Source organism: Pantoea endophytica (assembly GCF_002858935.1).
Classification (GTDB): Bacteria; Pseudomonadota; Gammaproteobacteria; order Enterobacterales; family Enterobacteriaceae; genus Pantoea; species Pantoea leporis.
Genome location: NZ_PJRT01000031.1, coordinates 136,329 through 151,191, shown reverse-complemented (window position 1 = coordinate 151,191; position 14,863 = coordinate 136,329). Strand labels below are relative to the sequence as shown.

The window sequence follows — 14,863 nt, the reverse complement described above, 5'->3', positions numbered from 1 at the left end:
GGGAGTTACCATGGCTACACGTTCTACCATCATGGATACCAACAGTTTTCGTGCTGAGCACGCCGACGGACTGGATGCGGCAACCCGCAAGCTAACCGACAAGCGCAGCAAAGTGTTGGGCGAGTCGTATCGCCTGTTTTACCGCAAGCCGGTGCACTTAGTGCGCGGCGAAGGGCAGTATTTGTGGGATGCCGCCGGTGATAAATATCTTGATGTGTACAACAACGTGGCGAGCATTGGTCACTGCCATCCGGCGGTGATTGAGGCGGTGAATCAGCAGATGAAGATGCTGAACACCCACACGCGCTATCTGCACGAACGCATTCTCGATTACACCGAAGAGCTGCTGGCGACCACGCCAGATGCCATTGATCGCGCCATGTATATGTGCACCGGTTCGGAAGCCAACGATTTGGCGATCCGCGTGGCGCGGGCTTTCAGCGGCGGCACCGGCATTATCGTGTCGCAGGAGGCGTATCACGGCACCAGCGATCTCACGTCAGGTGTGTCGCCCGCGCTCGGCAGCGGACAGCCGTTGGCGGCAACCACGCGTCTGGTTTCACCGCCGGATGCCTATCGCGTGAATGCGCCCGATCTCGGCGAGTGGTTTGCCAATGAAATCCAGCAGCAGATTGACGATATGAAAGCGCACGGCATTAAGTTTGCCGGCTTCCTCGCTGACTCGATCTTCTCATCCGATGGCGTATTGCCGAACCCGCGCGGCTTTCTGCAAAAAGCGGTCGATGTAGTGCATGCCAACGGCGGGATTTTCATTGCCGATGAAGTGCAGCCGGGCTTTGGTCGTACCGGCGATGCGTTCTGGGGCTTTGCGCGTCACGGCGTGGTGCCCGATGTGATCACCACCGGCAAGCCAATGGGCAACGGCATTCCGGTTTCGGGACTGCTGGCGAAAAGCGATGTGCTGGCCGCATTCAGCGATGAGATTCCTTACTTCAACACCTTTGGCGGTAATCCGGTGGCGATGGCCGCCGCGCAAGCGGTGCTGACGGTAATTAAAGAAGAGGGCTTGCAGGAGCACAGCCGCGTGGTGGGCGCCAGGCTGTTGAGTGAACTGCAGAAACTGATGGATCGCCACGAGTCGATCGGCGACGTGCGCGGTGCGGGCCTGTTTATTGGTTTCGAACTGGTGCAGGATCGCGCCAGTAAAACGCCGGATAAAGCGCTGGCGCTGGATTTGATCGAGAAACTGCGCGAACACCGCGTGCTGACGTCAGTGGCGGGACCTTACGGCAACGTGCTGAAGTTGCGTCCGCCGTTGGCGTTCCAGGAAGCGGATATCGACTGGCTGGTGGGCGCGCTGGATAAATCGCTGAATGAGCTGGGGCGTTAACAGATCATTGATTGTGCACATTTTGTCGCGGCGCGATTTATCGCGCAATAAATTGCGCCGCTACGATATGTGCAGGTTTACGCAGCTGCGGTTTCCTCGGCGAAAATGCTCTCCATCTTCTGCCACGCCTGCGCGACATCGTCATCCAGATTAAACAAACCTGACGTGCCCACAATAAACACATCCACGCCTGAAGCAGCAATCTGCCGGAAGGTGCGTGCGTTGCATGAACCATCAATTTCGGTCAGATAGTGATAACCGTGCTCTTCGCGCATGGCGATCAACTGGCGAATCTTATTCAGCGTTTGCGGGATAAATGTCTGCCCGGCGAAACCCGGATCCACTGACATCACCGTGACTTTATCCAGCAGGTGCGCATATTCACGAATAGTTTCTGCCGGTGTGGCCGGATTTAACACCACGCCGCAGCGACGGCCTGCGTCTTTAATTTGCGTCAGCAGGCGGAAAATTTTGTTATTAGCGGTTTCCGGGTGGAAGCTAATAATATCTGCGCCGGCCTCAATGCACATTGGGATAATATCTTCCGGATGATTTACCATTAAATGCACATCAATTGGTACATCAGTAATTTTACGCAGGTTCTCAATAAAGAACGGCGACAGCGTAATATTCTTCACATAGCTGCCATCCATAATATCGACATGATAAAAGGCAGCGGTGCTATTCATCGCTTCAACCTGCTCGCGAAAACGCGTGAGATCCATGCACATTAAGGAGGGGGAGAATTTGGCTTGCATAACTTATTTCCTCATTACAACAACAGCGCCCGCAGGCGCTGTTGATGACATCAATGGAAGAACGAAATAATGTGGCCGAGCACAATACCAACAATGCCGAAGTCGGCATCACCGAAGGTGGTGGAAGCGAAGCCGAGGCCGCCCATCAGCGGCAGCAGAATCGCTGGCAGGAAGGAGATCAGCAAGCCTTGCACAAAGGCGCCGATCACTGCGCCGCGACGTCCGCCAGTGATATTGCCGTAGACGCCGGCGGTCGCACCGCAGAAGAAATGCGGTACCAGACCCGGAACAATAACGCTCAGACCAAACAGCGGACACAGGAACATGCTGATCAAGCCGGCGGAGAAGCTCGACAGGAAGCCGATGATCACCGCATTCGGCGCGAACGGGAACACGGTTGGGCAATCCAGCGCCGGTTTGGCGTTGGGTACCAGCTTATCGGCGATACCTTTAAAGGCCGGCACGATTTCGGCAATCACCATGCGCACACCGGCGAGGATGATATAGACGCCCGCAGCAAAGGTGATCGACTGAATGATGGCGAACACAATGTAGTTTTGGCCGCCACTGATGCTTTCGGTGAATTCTTTACCGGCAACCAGAACCAGCGCGATAAACAGAATCATCATGGTCAGCGAAATCGCTACCGATGAGTCGCGCAGGAAGTTGAGGGTTTTTGGCACCTTCAGCTCTTCAATCGACGGGCTGCCTTTACCGACCATTTTGCCCACTAACGCGGAGAGCAGATAACCGGTTGAGCCAAAGTGGCCGAGCGCCAGATCGTCCGAGTTGGTAATTTTGCGGGTGAACGGCTGCAGAATCGCCGGGCAAACCACCATCATGGTGCCGAGAATCAGCGAACCAATCAGCACCAGCCAGAAGCCGTGAATGCCGCCTACCGACAGAATTACCGCCAGCATCGCCGACATATACAGCGTGTGGTGACCGGTCAGGAAGATGTATTTCAACGGGGTAATGCGCGCCAGCAAGATGTTCACCAGCATACCAAACACCATAATCATGGCGGTTTCGGTGCCGTAACTTTTCTGCGCCAGCGCGGCCATTGCATCCGTATTTGGCACTACGCCCTGAATATTAAAAGAGTGCTCAAACAGCTGACTGAAGATGGTCAGCGTGGCCGCAATTAAATTGGCCCCGGCGATGAGAATAACAAAACCCATGATGGTTTTAAGCGTACCGGAAATAACATCAGAAACCGGTTTCTTTTGCAGTAATAAACCAAACAGGGAAAAAAGGCCGACAAGTATAGCGGGTGTTCCAAGAACATCCTTAATTATAAACTGCAGCATAACTTACTCCATAGTGAGTAAAGTTTTTCGGGATAAACTGTTGTTAGATATTTTCAGCCAAAATTTCTTTAATCTTTGCATTATCCAGCAGGTTTGTCAGACCAACGACTTTCGCGCTGTGCCCGGCTAATTGGTCGGCAATATCTTTTGCGGCAATGATTAAATCAGCCTGTTCAGATTTCGCAGAGGTTAAATCGGTGTGGCCCACTTCCGCCTCTTTGCCTAATTCCGCCACAATCTTCTTCACGTTCATTTCAACAATAAAGCTGCTACCTAAACCATTTCCACACACAATCAGGACTTTTTTCATCATAGGGTTCTCTGGTTATTTATTTTCAATGACAGCTTTAATCGCTGACAGGGTAGAAGCCGACAGCAATTGCTGCAGGCGGGATTCGTCGCTGAACACGTCCGCTAAGGCGGTGATCATCTGAATGTGATCGTCACCAGATACCGCGCACAGCATGATGACCACATAAACCGGATCGTTTTCATCGGCCTGAAAATTCACGCCATTTTTCACATGCAGCAACGACAGGCCGTTTTTGCGCGCGCCTTGTTCCGGGCGGGCATGCGGCATCGCCAGGCCCGGCGCCAGCACGTAGTAAGGGCCGAGTTCGGCATGCGAAGTGAAGATAGCATCGAGATAAGCCGGGCTGATCGCCCCAGCGGCCAGCAGCGGTTCGGCAGATAATCGCACTGCTTCCTGCCAGTCGCTAACCTGCTCTACTACCCGAATATGTTGCGGCGTTAGCCATTGAGTGAGCATCAGTCATTCCTGTTTATTCGTCGATGGAGTGCAATGTAGGTTATTTTCTCAGCGGTTTTCTGTGATGATTGTCGCAAAAGTTAGCGCTAACACCGTTATTGTTAAAAAACGTGTTATCGCTAACATTTCCTTGCTGTGCGTTTGTCTTGGTTGCAAGCACCTGACATGCTCAATCATTCTGAAAAGATCGCGGGGTGAGGCATGCCCGAAACTGTGGTTTTTCACATGGCGCGTTAACAGATTTGGTTTTAAGCTGCGTCCTGGCAAAAAAGTAGCGAGTAATGCAGGAGATCGCATGACAGAAAAAAAACGGCGCGGTACCGGTAAAAGCACTTTAGCCGATGTTGCCCGTTTGGTGGGCGTAAGCACCATGACAGCGTCGCGCGCGCTACGCATGCCGGAGAAAGTGTCGCCTGAAATTCGCGCCAAAATCGATGCGGCGGTGATTGAGCTCTCCTATGTGCCGAATGTGCAGGCGAGCAATCTGGCATCGGCCACATCACGCCTGATCACCATGGTGGTGCCATCGTTTGCCACGCCGGGCAGTGCAATTGTGTCCGAAGCGCTACAGGAAGTGCTGCGGCCGCAGGGCTATAACATGATGCTGGCTGAAGCCAACCATTCGGCGGCAGAAGAGAGCGAGCTGATCGAAATGTTGCTCTCCTATAATCCGGCGGCGATGGTGCATTTCAATTTCGATAACGCCGCCGAAGCGCATCGTCTGCTGAGCAATTCCGGGCTGCCGGTCATGGATATTGGCGGCGTGCATCAGGATTCGGCGGGGATCAGCATTGGTGTCGATTACGCCAAAGCGATTCGCCAGTTGGTGCAAAGTCTGGTCGAGCGCGGCTATCGCAATCTCGGTTTGCTGTGCACGCAGAGTAATAACACCATCTTCCGCCAGCTGCTGAATGGCTGGCACAGCGGCATGCTGGCGATGAATCAGGCGCCGCATCGCGTGGTGACCTCGCCGAAAATGCCGACCTTTGCCGCCGGGCACAGTTTGCTGGCGGAAATTCGCCTGACCTGGCCGGAGCTGGATGTGCTGATTTGCACCAGCGACGAAGTGGCCTGCGGCGCTATCATGGCGTGCCATGCGGCGGGGATTGCGATTCCCAGCCAGTTGGCGATTGCCAGCATCGGCGGCGGTCCGCTGGCGGCCGTATGTTCGCCGCCGCTCACCAGCATTGTGCTGCCGTATGAAGAGATGGGGCGCATGGCGGGTAAACGTCTGCTGGCGGCGCTCAAAGGTGATGAGCCGCCAGCCATCAATGAACTGCCGGTGCAGCTTAAACTGCGCGCCAGCAGCCACAAGGTGTAGCCGTGCGTGCGCACCTTTTCCCAGATTCATCAAATCCTTATCAATTCTAAGGCATTGATAACCCTTTTACGGATCATGTTTTTAACTATAATGATCCGACTGCTTACGCGGCACACCCAGTGAGGTGGTGCTGCAAAACACTAAAATGGAGAGGAAGAACATGAGTTATTCACTGCCATCCCTGCCGTATGCGTACGACGCACTGGAACCGCACTTCGACAAGCAGACGATGGAAATCCATCACACTAAACACCACCAGACCTACGTTAACAACGCTAACGCTGCGCTGGAAGGTACCGAATTCGCTGACCTGCCGGTAGAAGAGCTGATCACCAAACTGGATCAGCTGCCAGCAGACAAAAAAGGTCCACTGCGTAACAACGCAGGCGGCCACGCTAACCACAGCTTCTTCTGGAAAGGTCTGAAGCTGGGCACCTCGCTGCAGGGCGACCTGAAAGCCGCCATCGAAAAAGATTTCGGTAGCGTTGAAGCTTTCCAGGCTGAGTTTGAGAAAGCCGCGACTACTCGCTTCGGTTCAGGCTGGGCGTGGCTGGTGAAAAAAGGCGACAAACTGGCTGTGGTTTCAACCGCAAACCAGGATAGCCCGCTGATGGGTGAAGCCGTTGCTGGCGTTTCAGGCACGCCGATCATCGGTCTGGACGTGTGGGAACACGCTTACTACCTGAAGTATCAGAACAAACGTCCTGATTACATCAAAGCATTCTGGAACGTAGTGAACTGGGACGAAGCTGCAGCGCGTTTCGCTGCTGCGAAGTAAGTTCAGGCGATAGCCGCAACGCACTAAACCGGTGATCTCTTCACCGGTTTTTTTTCGCCTTTATAAACCCTTGCTAAACGACCTGAATATTCCCGCACACGACTATTCCGCTGCGAAAGCTATTAACCTGCCGTTGATAATTTGGGGCATATAGTGGCGATAATTTGTCTCGCCAAGCCTAAATAATCATGTCTACTATCACAACTTCTGTGACGAATAATGATTCGTCAGCACCGCTTTTTTTGCCGTTAATAAGCGGAAAGTTCAGGCCAAATAAATTATGGAATAGCGGAAGATTTCGCGCGAAATTTGCCTTAAGATCGCTGGTGTTTCCTGTAACTACCTTTAATTACCTGCACCAGTTGGCGCAATTATCTGCGTTACCACAGCTGTTGACCATGCAGGGTTTGCTGCCGGCGAAGCCACATCGTCCTTATCTGCGTGCGGGATTCAGCGTGGCGCAGCGCGCACAGGCGATCATCGATCACTATACGTTGATGGATCAGTTAGATAATGCGGCGCTGCGTCAGCTGTTGCAGAGTCCGGGTGATAATTTACTGGCCAGCCTGAGCGGCAAAAATGATGAGACGTATGTGATTCACTGCTGTCCGGGCCGCTTTGACCGTGAAGGTGAAATTACTTTGGAATTGCGCTATGAAACGCAGTTAATTGCGTCGCTCTCTTTCTCAATTATTCGCGAACAGCAGAAGCGCACGTTATTAATTGGTGGATTGCAGGGGCCGCGTAAGCATATTTCTAACGATGTGATTCGCGATGCCACCAAAGCGGCGCATGGCGTATTCCCAAAACGTCTGTTGATGGAAGTAGTATTTAATCTGGCGGAACAGTGTGGCGTTGAGGCGATCACCGCCGTTGGCGATACCACGCACGTGTTTCGCAGCCTGCGCTACCGTCACAGTAAAGGTGATAAGTTCTTTGCCAGCTACAGCGAGTTTTGGTTGTCGTTGGGTGGCGTGGCGCGTGGCGATGAGCTATTTACGTTGCCGTTACGCGCGGAGCGTAAAGATTTGGAAGAGATTGCCAGCAAGAAGCGCGCCGAGTATCGCCGTCGTTATGCCTTGCTGGACAGTCTGAATGAACAAGTTCATCAGGCGGCGGGCATCCTACGCGACGTTTCACACGCCGCGTAAGTCAAGATTAGAACGGCTGCTTCGCGTAGCCGGTCATCACTTTCAGTCCCATCTCACGTCCGAGCGCGGTCATTGGGTGTACCACCACCAGGCCGCGCACGCTTTTCTTGAATGCGCCCATGTTGGCTTGTTCTTTTTTGGTGATTTCGCGGCTAAAGCCCAGCTTCTGCAGCTGTTGCGCTTCTTTGCTCAGCTTCTCGGTGCGCACACCGCGCAGGCGCTCAATTTCCAGCTCCAGCTTCTCTTTTTCACGCAGCAGTTCACCGAGCTTTTCGGCATCGCCAGAGGCTAACAGCGGGGCTTCTTTGCGGTTGAGCGCATCGAGCTGATCGCTCAGAAGTTTGATCTCGGCTTTTTCTTGTTCTTTCATTGGGGGAAAACTCGTTAAGGAAAACAGGCAAAGGATACATCAAATTCAGGCAACTTTGCAGCGCATGACTTCGCGCGATAAATCGCGCCGCGACAATGCGTGCTGATTTAACACGTAGATGCCTCACGCGCACTTATCCGCAGCGGCACGGTTCATCGCGCTTGTTCATACGAAAACTACAGCGCCGGCTTTTTAAACACCTGCTTATGCGAAATCCGTGAAATCAGCTCGGTGAGCGACAGCACCATGGTTGAACGCACCATCTGCAGATAGCGCTGTTGCTGCATGGAGCGCAGTTGGTCGTCGTCGCGGTTGAAGTCTGGCTGCGGTGGCCAGGCGGCCACGCAGTGCAGTTCGCCAAACGGGCCGAGGATCTCATCGTCGATAAAACGATAATCGCTGATATCGTGATTCAGCTCCTCACGCAGCGCCAGCAGCAGTTCACAATCTTCGTACTCATGCCGGTTGATCACGCCCAGGCCGTAAATCAGCTTGAGGCGAACCGAGAGTTCGCCCAGCGGACCATCACCCAGCAGCAGCGGTTCTACCGCGTATTTAACCGCGTAATCGTCCTTGCGAAACACTTGCAGCACCAGCAGGTTAACCGCTTCGGTCAGCAGCTCAACGGCGGCGATCAGGAAGCTTCTCACCGAACGACCGGCGTTCAGGCGCTCAAGCACCCGGTTTTCAAAAGCCTGCTTCTCTTCCATCATTGCCTGCATCGTTCAGCTACCGCCAGCGGGCACGCAAGCGCGCCCGAGTTAACCACTAAAGGGCGCGCATTATGCCATAGCGTTGTAAGCGCTCACCACTGAGGTGACCACTTCGCTGTTGGCATCCAGGCCAGAAATTTCCGCCAGCGTGGCTTGCGGGCCTTTTTCTGCCAGCAGCGCGACCAGTTCCTGCGCCTGCGGATCGGCTTCGCTGCGATAGTGCATCGCGGCGGCAATGCCCTGAACCAGATTATCGTGCGGCAGCTGATACTCCAGCGTGCCCAGCGTTGGCTTGATCAGGCGATCGCCCGCGCTGAGTTTACGCAGCGGCTGACGACCGACGCGCTCAACGTCATCTTTCAGGTACGGGTTTTCGAAGCGGGTGAGGATTTTCTGGATATAGGCAGCATGTTTATCGGCTTCAAAACCATAACGCTTGATCAGCACGGCGCCGCTCTCCTGCATCGCGCCTTGCACTACCGCACGCACGTTCTCATCGAGAATCGCGTCACGAATGGTAGCGTGACCAGCCAGCTGGCCGAGATACGCGGTGATGGCGTGACCGGTATTGAGAGTGAACAGCTTGCGCTCAACGAATGCCATCAGGTTGTCGGTCAATTCCATGCCAGGAATGTTCGGCAATTCCCCTTTGAACTGGGTTTTATCAACAATCCACTCGCTGAAGGTTTCCACGGTGACTTCCAGCGGATCGGTGGTGCCCGCTTCGGACGGCGGCACGATGCGGTCTACCGCGGAATCCACGAAGCCAACATGCGTTTCAACCCATGCGTGATACTGCTCTGGCAGCGCTTTTAGCACGTGCTGTTTCAGCTGGCTGGTACCGCGCACCATGTTTTCACAGGCGATGATGTTGAGTGGACGCACATTACCGCTGTCGCTGCGTTTGGCCAGACCTTTCGCGACGCCACCGGCGATGCGCTCCAGAATCTGCGGGCCAACCGCCGTGGTCACGATATCAACCTCAGCAATCAGCGTAACGATGTCATCGCTGGTGCTGTTGACGGCGCTCACGCCTGTCACGATTTCGACTTTTGCCTGTTCGCCAACCACATGAACCGGATACTCATGACGGGCGTTAAGGGCATCAAGTACCACCTGATTGACGTCAGCAAACACCAGCTCGATGCCGGCATCTGCCAGTAACTTACCGATAAAACCGCGACCGATGTTACCTGCTCCAAAATGTAACGCTTTCATAAATTTGACCCATATCAAATGACGAAAGGGCGGGCAAGTCCGCCCCGGAAATGTGGGACGGGCTTACCCGCCCCAGGGAAGGTAAAACGGGGTATTACGCTTTGACGGTGCTGCCCGAGAGCAGATCCAACACGTCCTGCACGCTGGTGGTATTGGCCAGCTTCTCAATGACGCTGTCATCATCCAGCGCGTTGGTCAGGCTGGTAATCACCTGAATGTGCTCGTTATTGCGAGCGGCGATACCAATCACCAAACGCGCCACGTCTTCTGGCTCATCACCAAACTGTACACCCGCCGGATACTGACAGAACACCACGCCGGTTTTCAGCACGCGGTCTTTCGCTTCTACGGTTCCGTGAGGTACAGCAATGGATTCACCGAGGTAAGTTGGCGTCAGCTTTTCGCGTTCCAGCATCGCATCAACATATTCCGGCTGCACGTAGCCGCCTTTCACCAGCTGCTCACCCGCAAAGCGAATCGCCTGCTCTTTATGGGTGGCACTCAGACCGAGGAACACGTTGTCTGCACCCAGTTTGAACAGGTGCGCGTTGCCTTCGTCGTAGCTGTCAGCCAGCGTGGTCTGCACGGTTTCACGACGCGCTTCGCTGCGGTTAGCGGCCACCAGACGTTCGGTCAGGTTGCTGTACAGCGCGCTATCAAGGAAGTTGTTCAGCGAAATGTGCTGCGCCTGCGGTGCCTGACGCATCGCACGTTCGGTCAGATCGCGGTGGGTAATCACCAGATCGACGTCGCCCGGCAGCGAGTTAATCGCCGTGTTGGTGACGGAGATATTGCTCAGACCTGCGTCCTGCACTTTCTTACGCAGCACGCCCGCACCCATCGCACTTGAACCCATACCGGCGTCACAGGCTACGATGATTTTACGCACGTGGTTCAGGTCAACGCTCATCGCATCGCCAGCAACTGGCGAACCGGCAACAGCCTGACCTTTTGACTGCGCTTTCATATCCTGCATGCGCTGTGTCGCCGCTTCGATATCGTCATCTTCTTTCACTTTGCTGGTTTTCAGCAGGATAGCTGAGACCACAAAGGAGACGGCAAACGCAGCGATAATGGCAGCGATATTCGCGAAGTAAGCGCCTTTTGGCGTCATCGCCAGCACCGCCAGGATAGAACCTGGAGAAGCTGGAGAAACCAGGCCGCCGTTCAGCAGTGTCAGGGTGAATACGCCAGTCATACCGCCGAGAATAACCGCCAGCAACAGACGCGGCGCCATCAGCACGTATGGGAAGTAAATTTCGTGGATACCACCAAGGAAGTGGATGATCGCTGCACCGCCTGCAGATTGTTTGGCGCTACCGCGGCCAAATACCATGTAGGCAACCAGCACGCCCATACCCGGACCTGGGTTGGCTTCAATCAGGAAGAAGATTGATTTGCCCGCCTCGCTCGCCTGCTGGATACCCAGCGGAGAGAAGATACCGTGGTTGATGGCGTTATTGAGGAACAGGATTTTCGCCGGTTCAACAAAGATTGAGGTCAGCGGCAGCAGGTTGTTCTGCACCATCAGATTCACGCCCGCGGCGAGAATGTGAGACAGGCCTTCAACCAGTGGACCGATAGCGACAAACGCCAGCAGCGCCAGCAGCATACCGATGATACCGGCCGAGAAGTTGTTAACCAGCATCTCGAAGCCGCTTTTGATCTTGCCATCAACAACGCGGTCAAAGGATTTGATTGCCCAGCCGCCCAGCGGACCGGCAATCATGGAGCCGAGGAACATCGGCATATCGGCACCGACGATCACGCCCATGGTGGTGATCGCACCGACCACGCCACCGCGATCGCCGCCAACCAGACGTCCACCGGTGAAACCAATCAGCAGTGGCAGCAGGTAGGTGATCATTGGGCCGACGAGTTTCGCCAGCGTTTCGTTTGGAATCCATCCGGTTGGGATGAACAGCGCAGTGATGATACCCCATGCGATAAACGCACCGATGTTAGGCATCACCATATTACTCAGAAAGCGACCAAAGCTCTGAACCTTGACCTTTACTGATGAGGACATAAACCCACCCCTTATTGAGACGCGCTGCAATAAGAGAGCGCGTTTGTTTTTGTTTGAACGTTACGGCGGGGGCCGTGGCATTACTGTATGCACGCGGACTCTAGCACTAGTTTATTACGCTGCGTAGAGCTGCACCTAAGTGTGATGCAGATCACTCTAATCTGGGGTGATTGGGGGGCGATAAGGTGACATCGATCACAAAAAGGCGCTGTAAGAAAGCAACGATGCCGAAAAATTAAGCAAAACAAGGCGATGAATGTGACTTAAGTCACCTTTTAAGGTGGGCGCTTTGTTGTGTAAGTGTGATCAATGTCACAAACTATTTTTGGTCGAAAATGCGCCAGATCACAATATGCTGCAGCAGACAAGTGAGCTGTAAGGAAGTGACGAAATTCTGGAAAGGGACAACAGACTTTCAGGGTCGCCATTGATGGCGACCACTAAAATAGTTCGGCTGTTACAACCCGCCTTGCACCGCATTTTGCGCTTGCGTCAGCGCTTGCGCGTTGCTGGAGAGATTGCTCATCAGCGTGTTGTATTGCGTTACCTGATCCTGGGTTGGGAACTGTACGCCGCCATCGTTGAAGGTTACGCGCGTGCCTTGCGATTGCAGATAGTCGCCGGTTTGCACGGCTGCCTGGCTCAGCGCCTGCAGCTGTGGCAGCAGCGGAATCAGCGTGCTCGCTGGCTGCGTCACGACTTTGACGTAGGCCGCGTCATACACTTTCTTCAGGTCATCCGGCTGCTTCAGGGTGGCTTTGCTGCTGTCCGCCTGCATTTTGGCGCTCTGAATCTGCTGGGTAAGCACGCTCAGATTGCCGCTGGCCTGGCGCAAGCTATCGCGACGCGTGAGGTAATCCTGTGGTACACGAATCGCCGCTAACTCATCAACCACTGGGCGCATGCCTTGCTCTATCGCCTGATTGGTCTGCTGCGAGAAGCCATAAAGGATGGCGTAGTCGCTGGCGTAATTGCCGAAGGTTTGCTTTTGGTTTTCACTCAGGCTTGGCAGATGTTCGCCGCTGCGCATCACCGTGTTCTGAAGGAAGTCACTGAACGCTTTACGCTGATCGCCCTCTTTGTCACCGCAGGCTGTGAGTTGCAGCACCACTAACGCGCTGACCATCAGCATGCCGGTACGCATCCAGATGCGAGAAATTCCTGACGCCATGATGAACTCCTGTTATGGCTAATTCGATTCGATGGGAATGGTCCTAAAGAATAGTGCAATGGCCTGACGGGTACAACGGGCGGCGTTTGCCTGGTGCGCATAAATGCGCACCCGATAAGGAAATGGCGGAATTCCAGGGTCACCCATTATGGTGTAATGCTCGTCAGTTAAGACATGAAAACCCATAATTACCGAGAGCACATATTGTAGCGGCGCAATTTATTGCGCGATAAATCGCGCCGCTACGGAATGTGCGGTGATTTAATAAGGTGCTTAGCTGATCGGCATTACACCCATTATGGTGACCGTTTTAACACGTTAAATCAAAACACCAGCGCCTGACCATCCTTACGGCTTTCAGTGGCGGCGATATAGAAGCCTTGCGGATCGCGCACAATCGCCTGCGCACCGCCGAAGTTATAGCCAAGCAAAGGATCTTCCAGCGTGATCTGGTGTCCCATCTCGCGCAGCTTCGCCAGCACGTTACGGTCGATGCCGGGTTCAACCACCACCGCACGTCCTTGCTCAACGCGCCAGCGCGGTGCATCAATCGCTGCCTGCGGGTTTTGCTTATGCTGCATGATGCGCAGCGCCATCTGCAAATGACCTTGCGCCTGCATCGGGCCGCCCATCACGCCAAACGACATCAGCGGCTGGCCGTCACCGTCGAGGGCAAACGCCGGAATGATGGTGTGGAACGGACGTTTGCCGCCGGCGACCACATTGGGATGCTGCGGATCGAGCGAGAAACCGCAGCCACGATTTTGCAGGCTAATGCCGGTGCCCGGCACCACTACGCCAGAACCGAAGCCCATGTAGTTTGACTGTATAAAGGAAACCATCATGCCGCTGGCATCAGCGGTAGAAAGATAAACCGTGCCGCTCTGCTGCGGGGAGCCAAAGGTAAAATCTCCGGCCCGATCGGGATTAATCAACTGCGCGCGCTGTTTTAAATACTCATCACTGAGAAGCAATTCTGCCGGGAACTCGAGGTGATCGTAATCGCTGACATAGCGATCCAGATCGGCCAGCGCCAGCTTCATCGCTTCAATCGACAGATGCAGCCACGGCACCGAATCCGGTTCATAGCGACCAATATCCCACTGCTCAAGAATGCCCAGCGCAATCAAGGTGGCAATGCCCTGACCGTTCGGCGGCAGTTCCTGCACCGATCCGCCCGCAAACGGACGTGATAACAATTCTACCCAGTCGGCGCGATGATTTTTCAGATCATCAAGGCTCAGCGCCGCACCATGCTGCTCAGCAAACGCCACTATCTTTTCCGCCAGCTCGCCACGATAGAAGGCTTCACCGCGCGTTTCGGCGATTTTTTGCAGCGTTTCGGCTTGCGCCGGATTACGGAACAGCTCGCCGGCACGCGGCGGTCGTCCATCGGGCGCAAAGCACTCGACGAAGCCGGGCTGATCTTTCAGCTTGTGGTAGGCGCGTTGCCATAGATGACCAATCAGCGGTGAAACCGGGAAACCATCGCGTGCGTATTCAATAGCCGGTTGCGCTAGCGTGGTGAGCGGCAGCGTGCCAAAGCGTTCGGCCAGCTCCACCCACGCCGAAACCGCGCCCGGCACGGTGACCGCTTCCCAGCCAATTTCCGGCATGGCATCGCGTCCGGCAAAGCGTTCCGGGTTCCATGCGGCGGGCGAGCGGCCCGAGGCATTCAAACCGTGCAGCTGTTTGCCATCCCAGATAATCGCAAAGGCGTCACTGCCGAGTCCGTTGCCGCTAGGCTCCAGCACGGTCAATGCCATTGCACTGGCAATCGCCGCATCTACCGCATTGCCGCCCTGTTGCAACATACGCATCCCGGCTTGCGCCGCCAGCGGCTGCGAAGTGGCAACCGCGTTGCGTCCCATCATCGGTACGCGGTGTGAGGCATAGCTGACGTTAAAATCCAGTTCACTCATGA

14 protein-coding genes are annotated in these 14,863 nt (G+C 54.7%); 4 read left to right on the top strand and 10 right to left on the bottom strand.

What is annotated here, in order from left to right:
• Positions 1 to 10: 10 nt before the first annotated feature.
• A complete protein-coding gene (locus PZBJ_RS19345) occupies positions 11 to 1,351 on the top strand; it encodes an aspartate aminotransferase family protein (protein WP_101763831.1) in 1,341 nt (446 codons plus the stop codon).
• A gap of 77 nt (positions 1,352 to 1,428) precedes the next feature.
• Here PZBJ_RS19345 and alsE read toward each other — a convergent pair whose 3' ends face one another.
• From alsE to PZBJ_RS19325, 4 genes are read right to left on the bottom strand one after another with little or no spacing between them, the layout of a single operon-like run.
• Positions 1,429 to 2,109: a D-allulose 6-phosphate 3-epimerase gene (gene alsE / locus PZBJ_RS19340; RefSeq protein WP_101763830.1), complete on the bottom strand. Its 681-nt coding sequence runs from the start codon at positions 2,107 to 2,109 to the stop codon at positions 1,429 to 1,431.
• 50 nt (positions 2,110 to 2,159) lie between these two features.
• Entirely contained in the window at positions 2,160 to 3,419 is a 1,260-nt protein-coding gene (locus PZBJ_RS19335; RefSeq protein WP_101763829.1) for a PTS ascorbate transporter subunit IIC, read from the bottom strand.
• Positions 3,420 to 3,462: 43 nt separating this feature from the next.
• Positions 3,463 to 3,729, bottom strand: coding sequence for a PTS sugar transporter subunit IIB (locus tag PZBJ_RS19330; RefSeq protein WP_101763934.1), 267 nt, complete (start codon positions 3,727 to 3,729; stop codon positions 3,463 to 3,465).
• Positions 3,730 to 3,744: 15 nt separating this feature from the next.
• The gene (locus PZBJ_RS19325; RefSeq protein ID WP_101763828.1) at positions 3,745 to 4,188 is read right to left on the bottom strand and encodes a PTS sugar transporter subunit IIA; all 444 of its coding nucleotides are present in this window, start codon (positions 4,186 to 4,188) and stop codon (positions 3,745 to 3,747) included.
• A gap of 295 nt (positions 4,189 to 4,483) precedes the next feature.
• Between PZBJ_RS19325 and PZBJ_RS19320 the strand changes: the two genes are divergently transcribed.
• The 3 genes from PZBJ_RS19320 (at position 4,484) to PZBJ_RS19310 (ending at position 7,438) form a co-directional block, all read left to right on the top strand.
• The gene (locus PZBJ_RS19320; protein ID WP_101763827.1) at positions 4,484 to 5,509 is read left to right on the top strand and encodes a LacI family DNA-binding transcriptional regulator; all 1,026 of its coding nucleotides are present in this window, start codon (positions 4,484 to 4,486) and stop codon (positions 5,507 to 5,509) included.
• Between the two features lie 160 nt (positions 5,510 to 5,669).
• On the top strand, positions 5,670 to 6,287 hold the full coding sequence (sodA, locus tag PZBJ_RS19315; RefSeq protein WP_101763826.1) for a superoxide dismutase [Mn]: 618 nt from the start codon (positions 5,670 to 5,672) through the stop codon (positions 6,285 to 6,287).
• A 188-nt stretch (positions 6,288 to 6,475) separates the two neighbouring features.
• A complete protein-coding gene (locus PZBJ_RS19310) occupies positions 6,476 to 7,438 on the top strand; it encodes a VirK/YbjX family protein (protein WP_101763825.1) in 963 nt (320 codons plus the stop codon).
• Positions 7,439 to 7,445: 7 nt separating this feature from the next.
• On the opposite strand, the gene PZBJ_RS19305 is transcribed toward PZBJ_RS19310, so the two are convergent.
• From PZBJ_RS19305 to PZBJ_RS19280, 6 genes are all read right to left on the bottom strand, one after another.
• Entirely contained in the window at positions 7,446 to 7,808 is a 363-nt protein-coding gene (locus PZBJ_RS19305; RefSeq protein WP_007893377.1) for a YibL family ribosome-associated protein, read from the bottom strand.
• A gap of 176 nt (positions 7,809 to 7,984) precedes the next feature.
• Positions 7,985 to 8,530, bottom strand: a complete 546-nt coding sequence (mtlR, locus tag PZBJ_RS19300) for a mannitol operon repressor MtlR (RefSeq protein ID WP_206098224.1) — start codon at positions 8,528 to 8,530, stop codon at positions 7,985 to 7,987.
• A 60-nt stretch (positions 8,531 to 8,590) separates the two neighbouring features.
• Positions 8,591 to 9,739 (bottom strand): mannitol-1-phosphate 5-dehydrogenase, encoded by a 1,149-nt coding sequence (mtlD, locus tag PZBJ_RS19295; RefSeq protein WP_101763824.1) that lies wholly within the window; start codon positions 9,737 to 9,739, stop codon positions 8,591 to 8,593.
• A gap of 94 nt (positions 9,740 to 9,833) precedes the next feature.
• Positions 9,834 to 11,768, bottom strand: a complete 1,935-nt coding sequence (locus PZBJ_RS19290) for a PTS mannitol transporter subunit IICBA (RefSeq protein ID WP_101763823.1) — start codon at positions 11,766 to 11,768, stop codon at positions 9,834 to 9,836.
• A 457-nt stretch (positions 11,769 to 12,225) separates the two neighbouring features.
• On the bottom strand, positions 12,226 to 12,939 hold the full coding sequence (locus PZBJ_RS19285) for a DUF3053 domain-containing protein (RefSeq protein ID WP_101763822.1): 714 nt from the start codon (positions 12,937 to 12,939) through the stop codon (positions 12,226 to 12,228).
• Positions 12,940 to 13,262: 323 nt separating this feature from the next.
• On the bottom strand, positions 13,263 to 14,861 hold the full coding sequence (locus tag PZBJ_RS19280) for a gamma-glutamyltransferase family protein (RefSeq protein WP_101763821.1): 1,599 nt from the start codon (positions 14,859 to 14,861) through the stop codon (positions 13,263 to 13,265).
• Positions 14,862 to 14,863: the final 2 nt, after the last annotated feature.

Bases quoted from the DNA above. Each gene is read 5' to 3' on its own strand.
- PZBJ_RS19325 (WP_101763828.1), bottom strand. From the start codon at position 4,188: ATGCTCACTCAATGGCTAACGCCGCAACATATTCGGGTAGTAGAGCAG.
- PZBJ_RS19320 (WP_101763827.1), top strand. From the start codon at position 4,484: ATGACAGAAAAAAAACGGCGCGGTACCGGTAAAAGCACTTTAGCCGAT.
- PZBJ_RS19345 (WP_101763831.1), top strand. From the start codon at position 11: ATGGCTACACGTTCTACCATCATGGATACCAACAGTTTTCGTGCTGAG.
- PZBJ_RS19330 (WP_101763934.1), bottom strand. From the start codon at position 3,729: ATGAAAAAAGTCCTGATTGTGTGTGGAAATGGTTTAGGTAGCAGCTTT.
- sodA (WP_101763826.1), top strand. From the start codon at position 5,670: ATGAGTTATTCACTGCCATCCCTGCCGTATGCGTACGACGCACTGGAA.
- PZBJ_RS19305 (WP_007893377.1), bottom strand. From the start codon at position 7,808: ATGAAAGAACAAGAAAAAGCCGAGATCAAACTTCTGAGCGATCAGCTC.
- PZBJ_RS19335 (WP_101763829.1), bottom strand. From the start codon at position 3,419: ATGCTGCAGTTTATAATTAAGGATGTTCTTGGAACACCCGCTATACTT.
- PZBJ_RS19285 (WP_101763822.1), bottom strand. From the start codon at position 12,939: ATGGCGTCAGGAATTTCTCGCATCTGGATGCGTACCGGCATGCTGATG.
- PZBJ_RS19280 (WP_101763821.1), bottom strand. From the start codon at position 14,861: ATGAGTGAACTGGATTTTAACGTCAGCTATGCCTCACACCGCGTACCG.
- mtlD (WP_101763824.1), bottom strand. From the start codon at position 9,739: ATGAAAGCGTTACATTTTGGAGCAGGTAACATCGGTCGCGGTTTTATC.
- PZBJ_RS19310 (WP_101763825.1), top strand. From the start codon at position 6,476: ATGTCTACTATCACAACTTCTGTGACGAATAATGATTCGTCAGCACCG.
- PZBJ_RS19290 (WP_101763823.1), bottom strand. From the start codon at position 11,768: ATGTCCTCATCAGTAAAGGTCAAGGTTCAGAGCTTTGGTCGCTTTCTG.
- alsE (WP_101763830.1), bottom strand. From the start codon at position 2,109: ATGCAAGCCAAATTCTCCCCCTCCTTAATGTGCATGGATCTCACGCGT.
- mtlR (WP_206098224.1), bottom strand. From the start codon at position 8,530: ATGCAGGCAATGATGGAAGAGAAGCAGGCTTTTGAAAACCGGGTGCTT.